Source organism: Glycomyces salinus, from assembly GCF_016428645.1.
Classification (GTDB): Bacteria; Actinomycetota; Actinomycetes; order Mycobacteriales; family Micromonosporaceae; genus Glycomyces; species Glycomyces salinus.
The window spans coordinates 78,699-91,026 of sequence record NZ_JAELXW010000008.1 but is presented as its reverse complement, the minus strand read 5'-3'; the positions used below and the strand labels follow the sequence as shown (position 1 = coordinate 91,026).

8 protein-coding genes and 1 tRNA gene are annotated in these 12,328 nt (G+C 66.5%); 6 read left to right on the top strand and 3 right to left on the bottom strand.

The window, feature by feature from the left end; all coding sequences use genetic code 11:
* The first annotated feature begins 38 nt into the window (after positions 1–38).
* From JFB92_RS03490 to JFB92_RS03475, 4 genes are all read left to right on the top strand, one after another.
* Positions 39–115, top strand: a tRNA-Pro gene (locus JFB92_RS03490).
* 872 nt (positions 116–987) lie between these two features.
* A complete protein-coding gene (locus JFB92_RS03485; protein WP_199034944.1) occupies positions 988–1,797 on the top strand; it encodes a GH12 family glycosyl hydrolase domain-containing protein in 810 nt (269 codons plus the stop codon).
* A 157-nt stretch (positions 1,798–1,954) separates the two neighbouring features.
* The gene (locus JFB92_RS03480; RefSeq protein ID WP_199034943.1) at positions 1,955–3,634 is read left to right on the top strand and encodes a type 2 periplasmic-binding domain-containing protein; all 1,680 of its coding nucleotides are present in this window, start codon (positions 1,955–1,957) and stop codon (positions 3,632–3,634) included.
* 81 nt (positions 3,635–3,715) lie between these two features.
* A complete protein-coding gene (locus tag JFB92_RS03475) occupies positions 3,716–5,008 on the top strand; it encodes an RICIN domain-containing protein (protein WP_199034942.1) in 1,293 nt (430 codons plus the stop codon).
* Positions 5,009–5,087: 79 nt separating this feature from the next.
* Here JFB92_RS03475 and JFB92_RS03470 read toward each other — a convergent pair whose 3' ends face one another.
* Positions 5,088–6,104, bottom strand: coding sequence for a LacI family DNA-binding transcriptional regulator (locus JFB92_RS03470; protein ID WP_199034940.1), 1,017 nt, complete (start codon positions 6,102–6,104; stop codon positions 5,088–5,090).
* A 235-nt stretch (positions 6,105–6,339) separates the two neighbouring features.
* Here JFB92_RS03470 and JFB92_RS03465 point away from each other — a divergent pair, with 235 nt between their 5' ends.
* Positions 6,340–7,242, top strand: a complete 903-nt coding sequence (locus JFB92_RS03465) for a DUF6807 domain-containing protein (protein ID WP_199034938.1) — start codon at positions 6,340–6,342, stop codon at positions 7,240–7,242.
* A gap of 64 nt (positions 7,243–7,306) precedes the next feature.
* Here JFB92_RS03465 and JFB92_RS03460 read toward each other — a convergent pair whose 3' ends face one another.
* Together JFB92_RS03460 and JFB92_RS03455 are read right to left on the bottom strand one after the other, a co-directional pair.
* Entirely contained in the window at positions 7,307–8,821 is a 1,515-nt protein-coding gene (locus JFB92_RS03460) for a lectin (RefSeq protein WP_199034936.1), read from the bottom strand.
* 1,002 nt (positions 8,822–9,823) lie between these two features.
* A complete protein-coding gene (locus JFB92_RS03455; protein ID WP_199034935.1) occupies positions 9,824–10,267 on the bottom strand; it encodes an OsmC family protein in 444 nt (147 codons plus the stop codon).
* A gap of 741 nt (positions 10,268–11,008) precedes the next feature.
* Here JFB92_RS03455 and JFB92_RS03450 point away from each other — a divergent pair.
* Positions 11,009–12,289, top strand: coding sequence for an NAD(P)/FAD-dependent oxidoreductase (locus JFB92_RS03450; RefSeq protein ID WP_199034932.1), 1,281 nt, complete (start codon positions 11,009–11,011; stop codon positions 12,287–12,289).
* The last annotated feature ends 39 nt before the right edge of the window (positions 12,290–12,328 follow it).

Below are 12,328 nucleotides of genomic sequence, written 5' to 3'. Positions count from 1 at the left end.
CTGTAACCTGACTACGGCCGTCCCCGGACGGCCGACCCCGGGACGTGGCGCAGCTTGGTAGCGCACCCGCTTTGGGAGCGGGGGGTCGCAGGTTCAAATCCTGTCGTCCCGACCATTGTCATCTCTCAGGAGATGGGAAACAGGTCGAACCTGCAAAGGTTCGGCCTGTTTTGCTATGCAGGTCTGGTGGGGCCTTTGGGTCGGCCGGTGGGCTGGTAGTCGCGGGCGTGCTCGGCCCCGGACTCGGCGAATGCCTTGCAGTCGTTCCGGCACGATCGGCATAGTGCCCTTGGTGAAGCGTTTGCGCGGCCGCGGCGCATCCGACCATAACCGCCGTGACGGGCCGCGGTGGCGCCGTCGCAAGGATCCTGGATCGATCCGATCTCGGGACTGCGACCTCATGGATTCGCCTGTCTAAATGCTGCCCCGGAAGTTGATCGTGGGGTGCCGGAGGGAAGCCGGTCGGCGCTCTTGGCGCAGTCCCTAGGAGTCGTCCCGCTCTCACCCCAACTCGACCACTTCGTCCAGTTTATCTCACTGTTTTCAATGATCATCTTGACACAGGAGTGATCGATCACTATCTTTGACTGAACCTCAAATAGTGATCGATCACTTTATTTACGCAAGGGGGCGTCGATGCCGACGAGGACGCGACCTCGGACCTGGCGGCGGCCGTGCGCAAGGCCCTCCGTGGCGCCCTTCGGAGGAGCACCGAGGTAACGGCAGTTCGAGGAGAGGAGTAAGTGGACGGGCCTCCATGAGGGACCGGGTTCCGGGTCAATCGGCAGCCGCTCGCGCCGGTGCGGCTTCGATCGACGATCCGGCCTAAAAGGATGCCCAATTTCCGTTTTGACCTCGGAAAACTCTTCAACAGATGCATTGACAGTTTTGAGTTCGACGCTATAACCTAGTTTTATAAGGTGACTAAACAAACTAGTCATTCGTGACCGACTCTGGTCCGACAGCACCGCAACGGAAGGATCTGAGATGCTCCTCGAGAGACGAAAGACGCCCCTCAAGCGTCTGATCACCGGGCTCGTCGCCGCGTTCTGCATCGCCCTGGCCTCGACCCTGGTCGCGGCCTCGCCCGCCCAGGCTGCAAGCACCTGCGATAAGGGCGCGACCATCGCGATGGGCAAGTACTACGTCACCAACAACCTCTGGGGCAACGGCTCGGGTTCGGGATGGCAGTGCACGTGGGACAACTGGCAGTCCGGCGACACCATCGGGTGGGGCACCACCTGGGACTGGAGCGGGGATCCCTATTCGGTCAAGAGCTTCTCCAGCTCTGTCCTGGGTTGGCATTGGGGTTGGGAGCGTCCCGGCACGGAACTCCCGGTGCGGCTCAGCGACAACCGCAGTGTCCCGACCACCTGGGACTACAGCGTGAACGCGTCGGGCACGATGAACGTCGCCTATGACCTGTGGCTGCATCCCCAGTCGGATCCGGACTGGTCGAACAACCCCACCGACGAGATCATGATCTGGCCCTACCGGACGGGCGGGGCGGGGCCGGCCGGCACCTACCAGACCACCGTCAACCTCGGCGGCGGCTCCTGGGACCTGTACCGCGGCTGGATCGACGCGGGCAACGGCGTCGGATGGAACGTGTTCTCGTTCATCCGCACCTCGAACACCAACTCGGTGGGCTTCGACCTGCGGGACTTCACCAGCAACCTCGTGAACCGGGGGTGGCTGAGCAACAGCAAGTACCTCACCAGCGTCCAGGCCGGTACCGAGGTCTTCACCGGCAGCGGCCAGTTGGACACCAACAGCTACTGGGTCGACGTCCGATAGCCGCGGGCGGTCGGGTCCGGGCCGCCTTGGGCCGCAGGCGAGCAGTCATCGCCGTGGCGGGCGCTCAGCGGCGGCTATTCGAACAGCCGAACGCATTACCGGCTGTACCCCCTCCATACGAACCCTCACAACGCAGTACGACCGAAAGGACAGCAACGTGGCCACTCCCTCAGACTCGTCGGTCTTCCGGCGCCGCTCCCTGCTCAAGGCGGCCGGTTTCGGCGCGGTCGGCGCCGCGGGCCTTCCCTTCATCGCCGCCTGCGGCGACATCGAGACGGGCGAAGGCAGCACTCAGCTCACCGAAGGCTTCGACTTCCTGCCGCAGTACAAGGAATGGCCGCTGCCGGTCGAGCCCGATCTGGTGGGCGAGCCGCCGAACCACCCGTCCGGATTCACCTCATACCCGGAGCCGGCGCAGGCGATCGCCGAAGTCCCCGCCAACACCGGCACCTACGGACTCACCATCCCGACTTGGGGCACGCCCCCTTCCAGCGACGACTCCTATTTCTCGGCAGTCCAGGAGGCATGGGGCGGCACCACCATCGACCTCCGCCACGCCGACGGCAACACCTTCGCCGACACCTCGGTCCAGTGGCTCAGGGCCGGCGAGTTCGGCGACGGCATCTTTATGTACAGCTGGATGCTCACCTCCCACACGGACTTCCGCGAAACGGTCGTCAACCAGTTCTACGATCTGACCGACATCCTCACCGGTGACATCTCCGACCGGTGGCCGCTGCTGGCCGGCCGGGCCACAGAGGCCTGGGGCAAGTCGGTCTGGTCGAGTGACCCCGAGGATTCCGAGAGCGCCCGCCTCTACGGCATTCCCGGCAATCTGCGCGGTGGTCCGCAGAACGGGATGTTCGTCCGCACCGACCTGCTCGAGGAGGCCGACCTGGCGATCCCCACCACGGTCGAGGAGGTGCTCGAGGTCGCCCGCGCCTGGTCGGACGAGGCGGCCGGCAAGTGGGCCTTCTACGGCCTCGACTACCTCACTCCCCAGTGGTTCGGTCTGGCCTCCGGCCACGGCTGGGCCTGGATCGACGGAAAACTCGTTCACAACTGCGAACGCCCTGAGTACACCGAGTGGCTCGAGTTCCGACGCACGCTTTGGGACGAGAAGCTCGTCCACCCCGACGCCCCCGCGGCCTCGCTGGATTCCAAGGAGCTGCACAAGGCGGGGACGACCCTGTTCAAGCAGGACGGCATGTCCTACTGGGGGGACTTCGACAGCAGTGTCACCAGAGGCGAGGTCGAGGGCGATATCGTCCCGCTCGGCCCCATCGCCGTGGGCGATCGGGCCCCGGTGGTATTCGGCGGCAACGATGTCGAGGGCTGGCTGTTCCTCAGCAAGAAGCTCTCCGCAGAGCAGGTCGAGGAGATCCTCGACGTCGCCAACTTCTGCGCCGCTCCCTTCAGCACGATCGAGAACCAGCTGCTCGACTACGGCATCGAGGGCGAGCACTTCGAGTTCGACGACGAAGGGGTCCCGCGGACGACCGAACACGGCAGCGAGGTCATCGGCGGCTACTACGGCATCTCCGGCAGGGTCCAGACGTTCCACACCGGCGACCCCGAGCTGGTCCGGCAGCGGTTCGATTACGACGCCTCGGTCTTGGAGTTCCTTGAGAAGGACATCTTCGCAGGCATCCGCGTCGATGCCCCCGCGAATTTCCTTGCCGCGTCGCAGACCCTGAAGGACCAGGAGGCCGACGTGTCGTATGGGCGCGCCGAGATCGCGGAGATCCCGGCCATGGTCGAAACCTTTCTGAACAACGGCGGCGAGGCCGCGCGAGCGCCCTTCACCGACGCCTACAAGACCGTCAACGGCGAATAAGGCGCAGGGCCGGGGCGCCGTCCGCCGGTGGACCGCGGCCCCCGAACCATCCGCCCCCTCCAAGAAGGAGTCCTCATGTCAATGCAACGACGCACTTTCCTGCATCTGGGCGCGGCCGGAGTCCTGGGCGCGGGCGCGTCCATGCTCGGTTTCGGGCACGCGGCCGCCGATCCCGCTCCGGCCGATCCGTTCGCCGTGGGCGTGCGCCGGTACGACTGGTACCGGGGCAGCCGCCCAGTCACCACGTACGTGTTCTACCCGGCCACCGGCGCGCCTGGCGGGAGCCCAGTCACGGGCGCACCGGTCGCCGACGGGGTCTTCCCCGTCTACAACTACACCCACGGCCTGGGCGGCAACCCGCAGAACTCCACGTTCGCCCCTGACCTGGCCTCGGCGGGCTTCATCGTCCCCGCTCCGCACTTCCAGCACAACTTCGAGGACGTCAACAGCGGCAACACCTCCCGCGACGTCTCACAGCTCCTCACCAACACCCTCGACCTCAACACCAGCGGACCGCTCGCCGGGCACATCAACACCGACATCGGCGTCGGCGTCTGCGGCCACTCCATGGGCGGCATGACCACCCACGGCCTGCTCACGGCCTGGCCCGACAGCCGCATCATCTCCGCCAACCCGCAGTCGTGCCTCGACATGGGCGACCCCGCCGACTCGGTCTCGGCCAAGGTCCTGTTCGTCCACGGTGACCAGGACCCGACCACGGCGTACTCCTCGGCCCGGCAGGCGTACAACGAGATCACCTGGCCCAAGGGGTTCCTCACCTTCATCGGCGGCGGCCACTCCGACTTCTGGCACGACCAGCGCTTCAGGATGACCGTCAAGGACTGGGCGCGCTGGAGCATGTACGGCGACACCGCCGCCCGTGACCGCCTCCCGGCCGACGCGGCCGGATCGGACACCCGGTGGGAGGCCGAACTGGGTGAGGGGCCGTCCGAACCCACCGGCCTCTACCGCCTGGTCGCCCAGCACAGCGGCAAGTACGCCGACATCGACGGGATCTCGACCGCGGCCGGGGCGACGCTGATCCAGTGGACGCCGACCGGCCGGACCAACCAGCAGTTCGAGTTCATCGACGCCGGCGAGGACCACTACCGGATCAAGGCCCGCCACTCCGGCCTCGTCCTGCAAGTGGCGAGCAACGACAACGGCGCCGACATCACCCAGCAACCCGAATCGGACGCCGCCGGCCAGCAGTGGAGCATCGTCGAGCACGGCGGCGGGGCCGTCAGCCTCATCAACCGGGCCTCCGGCCTGGCCATGGACGTGTGGGAGTACTCGACCGCCGACGGCGCCCGCTTCTCCCAATACACCTACACCGGTAACGACAACCAGCGCTTTACCCGCCAAGCCGCCTGACCCGAATCCGGACGGTCGAATGCACGCTATGACGTCCGCCCGCCGTCTCAGCGGGTGCCGTGCCTCCGGATATTCGGCCTTATCCGTCGTGCGTCGTCGGGCCGGTCGATTCGCGCCAGATCACGCGTTGCAGGGGGTGCGGCGCGGGTTCGAGCTCGCGGCCGGTGATCGCCTTGACCAGGTTCAGCATGGCGTTGCGGCCCAGGCCCTCCAAGTTGACTGCGACGCTGGTCAGGGTCGGCGGCAGGTACTGGAACACTTCGTTGTTGTCCCAGCCGGTGACGCTGACGTCGCCGGGAACCTCCAGGCCGCGGTCGAACAGGGCACGGATCACCCCCGCGGCCACGACGTCGTTGGCCGCGACGATGGCCGTCGGCATCGCCTCGTCCGGAAGCGAGCGCACTGCGTCGTATCCGGACTTGCCCGACCAGTCGCCGTCGACGACCCCGGCGGACTCCAGGCCGAGCCGGTCGACGGTCTCGAGGTACGCGGCCTTCCTGGCCCGCGCCGAAGCGAACTGCAGATTCCCGGTCACATGGAAGAAGCGACGGTGCCCGAACTCGACGAGACCCTCCATGATCTCGACCAGCGCCGAGGCGTCGGCCAGCTCGCCGATGCCGCGCATCTGGTCGTCGAAGTCGGCCGCGACGACGATGGTCTCTTCTCGCGGTAGGTGGTCCGCGACTCCGGGGGTGATCGGGGCCAGTGCCAGGATGCCCTCGACCTGTCCGGTGCCGGCGATCTCGAGCAGCCGATCGGTCCTGGCCTCGGCGTCGCCGATGACGCTGACCGCCTCGGCGGTGTAGCCGGCTTCGTGGGCGGCCTCGGTCGCGCCGTGCAACAACCGCGCCGGGTTGAAGACCATGGTCGGCAACAGGATCGCCAGGCGGCCGGTCCGGCGGGTCCGCATGGATCTCGCGACCAGGTTCGGCCGGTAGTTCAGTTCGCTGACGGCCGCGTCGATGCGCGAGAGCGTGTCCGGTTTCAGGCCGTTCCTGGAGCGCAGGTAGCGGGACACCGTCTGGTGAGAGACACCGGCCAGGCGCGCGACCTCCTTGATCGTCGGCCGTCGCGATTCGGTGGAACGTTCGGTCATGCGCTCAGTTTCCTCTCACTGACTTCACTGATCATCTTGACACAGGAGTGATCGTTCACTATCTTAAATTGAACCTCAGATAGTGAACGATCACTTTATTGATGCGAAGGAACGCCGATGCCGGGTCCCGACGCCGCCCGCGACACATGCGCCGCACGCACTCCGGAGACGACCCGTTCACCCGCAGCATGGATGGCGGTGCCGTCCCTTGGGCGCCGCTCAAGGAGAGGACCGTATGAGCCAGCTCGACATCCGCCACGACCTCGGAACCGCGGTGATCGTCCGCGACGGCGAGATCGACCTGTTCCGGTACGTCTACCGGCCCGACACGCCGCAGTTGGAGTCGCCCAAGCCGTACCTGCACCCGATCCGCACCCGCGCCGGTCACCTGGTGAGCTTGTTCCGGCCTTGGGACCACGTGTGGCACAAGGGCATCACATTGTCGCTGCCGCATGTGGGGGAGGAGAACTTCTGGGGCGGGCCGACCTACGTCCACGGGCGGTTCTACGTGCAGAAGGACAACAACGGCGCGCAGCTGCACCGCGATTTCACCCGCCTGGAGCAGGTCGGTGGCGCCGTCGAATTGGCCCATGAACTGGACTGGATCACCCAGTCCGGCCGCAGGTTCATCTCCGAGCGGCGTAGCCTCAGCGCCAGGATCCTCTCCTCGGCCGCCTGGATGCTCACCTTCGAGACCGAGCTGACCAACGTCTCCGGACGCGACATCGCGATCGGTTCGCCGACCACCAAGGGGCGCGAGAATGCCGGGTACGGCGGCCTGTTCTGGCGCGGGCCGCGCGCTTTCACCGGTGGCCGGCTCGTCACCGCAGAGGGCTCCGGCTCCGGCGACGATGTTCGCGGTCAGCGTCATGAGTGGATGGGCTTCGCCGGGCGCCACGACGACGCCGATGCCACCTCGCTGGTGCTCATGGTCGACGACGCCGACAACCCGCACCGTCCGCCGCAGTGGTTCGCCCGCAGCGAGGAGTTCGCCTGCCTCAACCCCGCGCCGTTCTTCTCCGAGGAGTTGACCGTCTCTGATGGAGCGACTGTGGGGTTCCACTACGGCGTGGGCATCGCCGATGCCGACGAAGACGCGGCCCCGGACCTGGCGGCGGCCGTACGCAAGGCCCTCTGAGTCAGGCGCAAGGAAAGGGCGGCACCGCATCGCGGTGCCGCCCACACGCCCAATGCGGTCGGGTCTACTGGAGGGCCCAGCGTTGGTTGTCGCCGCCGTGGCAGGTCCAGAGGATGATCTGGGTGCCGTTGGCGGTGCCGCCGCTGTCGGCGTCCAGACAGAGTCCGTTGTGGATGTTAGTGATGGAGCCGTTCGAGTTCACGCTCCACCGCTGGTTGTTACCGCCAGTGCAGTCCCAGATCACCACCCGAGTGCCGTCGGTCGAACCCCAGCCCTCCGCGTCGAGGCACTTGCCGCCCACCTCCAGCTCGCCTGCGGAGGTGTGGGTGAACTGCTGGCCGGAGGTCTGCTGGCAGTCCCACAGCTGCGCCTGCGTCCCGTTCGTCGTCGAGGAGTTCGGGATGTCCAGGCAGCGGTCCGACGCCGCACCCACGATCGCGGCGGAGTCGCCCGGGTTGTCCGGGTCATCCGGGTCGTCATCACCGATGGCGCTCATGATGGCATCGACAATGCCCGGTTGGGTCACCGTATTGGAGTATCGGTCGAACAGTCCGAACCCGTACTGCCCGTTGACGCCGTTGTCCCAGTAAATGGTGGCGGCTCCGTACTGGCCGGCGGTGGACACCAGGGTGTTCGCGAAGTCCTCGCGGTACTGATTGTTCGCCGAGTCGTGCGATGACTTGTCGATCGAGCCCCACTCGCCGACGACGACCGGGTATCCCTGCGAGACGAATGCCTCGTGGGTCTTCTGCAGCTGCGAGTCCATGTAGTCCTCCTGTCCCCAGGTGGACGTTCGTGATGAATCGGTCGCGTTGGGACCCCATTGGGTGATGTTGCCGTTCTCCTCTCCGGCGAAGTCCCACGGAGCGTAGTAGTGCACGGAGATCATGATCCGCTGCTCGTCGCCGGGAACGGAGGAGGAGCGGTGGTCGTCGGTCGGGATCTCGAAGCCGTAGTCTCCGGTGGTGTAGTCGATGTTCGTGTTCCAGCCGGGGACGAGCAGCCACCGCGAACCGTTGTTGCCACCGGTCTGTCGCACGGTGTCGACGAAGATCTGGTTGTAGGTGTTGATGTTCGAATAGCACGGCTGCGTGGGTTCGCCGTACTGTCCGTCGAAGTTCTCGTTCATGGACTCGAGGATCAGGTGCTCGTCGTAGTCGGCGAACCTGGTGGCGATCTGCTCCCATGCCCGCTGGTACTTGGCCTGGATCGTCGTCTGATCGGACGCGTCACAGAGCAGCCAGGCACCGTCGATGGTGTGGTAGCCGTCGCCGTGCATGTTGATGACCACATACATGCCCCGGTCGTAGGCGTAGTCGACGACTTCCTGAATTCGGTTCAGCCAGGCGGCGTCGATCGTGTAGTCCGGGCCGGAACCGATGGCATTCAGATAGGACACCGGGATCCGGATCGTGTCGAACCCCGCCGCCTGCACGCTGTCGATCAGCGACTGAGTGACGGTCGGGTTGTTCCACGCGGTTTCGCTGGGATAGCCGTTGGCGTTGGCTTCCAGGCTGTTGCCGAGGTTCCAACCGGCGCCCATGTCCGCGACGATCTGCGATGCGTTCAGCTCTGTCATGGTGTCGGCCGACGCAGGGGTCGTCCAGATACTGGTGACCGATACGACGACCGCCAACACCACGGCGCCGAACGCGGCCCTGATTCTTCCCTTTGTTGAACCCACGAGCATTTCCCCTTACTGGTTCTCTCTGTAGCCGCTGACGTTCGAAGTCCCATGCGGTGCCGACGCCGGTGTTCCAGTAGACCTGGCCGCTGGGAGGCGGCCTCCGCGAGCTCCAGGCCGAGCGGCTGGGGATCACGGTGGCCGCGCTGGTGCCTCGCGGAAGGTCGAAGACGCCGGCTCCCACGCTCGCCGCCGTCCCTCGGAGGCATCGCACTTCCTTTCGTGAAGGTTCGATTCGACCGCAGCGACTTCCGGATGGGCTATTTGTTGGATCTATTTATAAAACTATTATCCACCAAGAAATCTACGGATGTCAATGGCTTCGCGATGCTTCGGGGAACGAGTTCCATGATGAGGCCGCCCGCACTGCGGATGGCAGTGAAGGCGGCGCTCAGCTCGACATCCGGGGCATCGCTCAGGCGGCTCCGGTGGAGACCGGTTCCTTGTCGGGCTCCTCGGCGCTGTCACCCCCGAGCTCGCGGTTGGGCAGGAGCAACGCGAGCACTGTGCCGACGAGCACGACCGGAACGAGGCCGGCGAAGACCGGCAGCAGGGCGTCGGCGTAGGCGGTGACGATCTGGTCGCGGATGCCGTCCGGCAGTCCACTGACGATCGCGGGGGTGATCGACTCGGCCCCGGCGCCGCCGAAGTCCGTCCCGATCCCAGCGAGTGCGTCAGTGAGCCGGTTGGTGAAGATCGCGCCGACTACCGCGACACCGAGGGTGGCGCCGATCTCGCGGAAGAAGTTGTTCGAGGAGGTCGCGGTGCCGACCTCGCTCTGCGGGAACGCGTTCTGCTACCGGTAGGCGTCGTTCAACTCGGCGGCGATGCCCTGGTTGAGTCGGTCGATGATCTCATCGACGCGGTCGCCGACGATCTGACGTCCGTATGTGCCCATCAGCGGGCCTCTTGGACGGTGCGCGGGTGGTCGGCGGGGCGGGCGGGTGCGTCGAGCAGTGCGAACTCGATGCTGGGCGGGTGGGTCAGGGTCTGGTGGACCAGACACCGCCGCGCCTCCTTGAGGATCCGTTCGCGCTGCGGCCCGACCGAGGCGTTCGGCAGTCGCACGATCACCTTGAAGTCGTCGAGGCGGGCCGGGCCGGTGGCGTTGGCGTAGTCGACTTCGACGGCAAGGCCGGTGGTGTCGATCTCGTGCCGCTCGCAGTAGCCGGCGACGTAGGCGGCCACGCATGACCCGATCGAGGCGGCGAACAGTTCGGGGGGTGTCGGCTCCGGGCCGGTGCCGCCGAAACCCGCTGCGACGTCGATATCGAGTCGACGGTCCCTGATCGCGGCGCGGAAGCGCATCTTCCCGTTGTAGGTGGTCATGATCGTCGGCATCGGGTCTCCCTTGGTCCGGGCTCCGACCTGGAAGGTGCGGAGCCTTCTTGGTTCAACCCTTGTTCGCGGCCGCGCCCCGGGCCATGTCCATTGGTCCCACCCGCGCGGGACCTCCGACCAGCGAACGTCGGCTCGTGACGCTTCCCCGGACAATCCGTCGGCGCCTTCGCAGACCGACCGAGCCTTCGAACGCATCTGGTCGACCTATTGCTCGACGGTCGGTAGTCGGGAGGCGAGCTCGGCCGCCCAACGGTGAGCGCGCTGGACCTCGTCGGGCAGCAGCGGTCCCAGGGTCCTCTTGACCGAGAAGCTCTCCGGGCCGGCGGCGATGCGGAAGCCGGCCTTGCGGAGCCTGCGAGTCGCGTTTCGGGCGGCGGAGCCGGGGATGCGGAGTTCGGACCGCGTGTCGAAGGCGACCGCTCGAGTGCCGAGCGGGGCCTGGACTTCCTGGAGCCAATCGGCGCCCCTCGCGCCGATCCGCGGTCACGAGCACCGCCGACCATCGTCCCCATGCGGTCCTAGAGGCGATCCGCCAGACCTTCGCCGGGGACGTCGGCGGGGCGAACGTCCGTGCGGCGGCCGAGGCGTACCGACAGGTCGCCGCCGGGATTCGGACGTTCGCCGGAGGCTGAACCCTGTGCAGGAAGGACCGAGGTCCCGGCCGGTCCGGTGTTTGGTCACTGCCGAGACCGGCGTTCCGCTGGTGGTATTGAGGTGCGCTGATACACCTCGGGAGGGGCCATGAACGCGACACCGACAGTGGTCGTGGTCGGCGGCGGATTCGCCGGCCTGGAGACGATCTTCACATTGCGATCGCACTTGGGCGACCGGGTCGAATTGATCCTGATCGCCGACGACCGCGATTTCCTGTTCAAACCGAACACCATCTACATCCCGTTCGGCGGCGAGGAGGAGAAGCTCCGCATCCCTCTTTCGAAGCCGACCGAACGGCGCGGCATCGAGCTGCTCCGCGGATCGCTCACGCACGTCGACAAGGTCGGCAAGCACGTCGAGCTCACCGACGGCACGCGAGTGCCGTACGACTACCTCGTGCTCGCCACCGGTGCCGCGATGCGTCCCCAAGAGATCCCCGGCCTGGCCGAATACGCCCAGACAATATGGACGCCCGACCAGATGCGCTCGCTGGGCGCCTCCCTCGAGAAGCTCCGCGCCGCCGTCGAGTCGGGCAAGCCCCAGCACGTGCTGTTCCTGGTGCCACCGGGCAACAAATGCGCCGGTCCGCTGTACGAGATCGTGTTCATGCTGGAGACCTGGCTGCGCCGCCACCACCTGCGCGACAGCGTCTGCGTCACTTTCACCACCTACGAGGAGACCTACATCCAGGCGTTCGGGCCCCGACTCGACCAGGTCGTGATCGAACAGTTCCGCGAGCGCGGCATCAACGGCTACACCCAGCACGCCGTCACCGCCGTCGAACCGGACCGGGTCCACTATGCCAACGGCACCGTCCACACCTACGACCTGCTAATCTCGTTTCCGCCCTACTCGGCGGCAGTGGACTACCCGAACCTGCCGGTCGACGACCGCGGCTTCCTGCTCACCGAACCGGAGACCCGCCGCGTCAAAGGCACCGAGGACGTCTACGCGCCCGGCGACGCCGGAAACTTCCCGGTCAAGCAGGCGTTCCTGGCGTTCCTCCAGGCCGACGCGGTCGCCGACGACATCGCCTCGCGCATCGAACCGGGCACGGTCCCGCACCCGCGCCGCTTCGAACCGGTGAGCATGTGCGTCATGGAGATGTTCGACAAGGCCACGTTCGCGCAGGTGCCCCTCACGGTCACCGGCGACCCGGCCCACCCGGTGCACGTCCGCGCCGACGCGTCCGACCAGTACCTGGTCGGCGTCTCGCCGGTCTGGCGCCTGGGCAAGAAGGCACTGGGGATCTACCTGCCGCAGCAGTTCCGCGCGGGACGTCCCTTCCACGGCGGACTGCCTTGGCAGACCATGGAACTCGGCCTCAAAGGCATGTCGAAGGCACTGGCCTCCTCTGCGAGGACGTGATCGCGGCCGCGCACACCGCGATCGCACCAGGGCGGCCCC

Coding starts and splice junctions, on each gene's coding strand:
- JFB92_RS03485 (WP_199034944.1), top strand. CDS start 988: ATGCTCCTCGAGAGACGAAAGACGCCCCTCAAGCGTCTGATCACCGGG.
- JFB92_RS03475 (WP_199034942.1), top strand. CDS start 3,716: ATGCAACGACGCACTTTCCTGCATCTGGGCGCGGCCGGAGTCCTGGGC.
- JFB92_RS03470 (WP_199034940.1), bottom strand. CDS start 6,104: ATGACCGAACGTTCCACCGAATCGCGACGGCCGACGATCAAGGAGGTC.
- JFB92_RS03465 (WP_199034938.1), top strand. CDS start 6,340: ATGAGCCAGCTCGACATCCGCCACGACCTCGGAACCGCGGTGATCGTC.
- JFB92_RS03460 (WP_199034936.1), bottom strand. CDS start 8,821: ATGACAGAGCTGAACGCATCGCAGATCGTCGCGGACATGGGCGCCGGT.
- JFB92_RS03455 (WP_199034935.1), bottom strand. CDS start 10,267: ATGCCGACGATCATGACCACCTACAACGGGAAGATGCGCTTCCGCGCC.
- JFB92_RS03450 (WP_199034932.1), top strand. CDS start 11,009: ATGAACGCGACACCGACAGTGGTCGTGGTCGGCGGCGGATTCGCCGGC.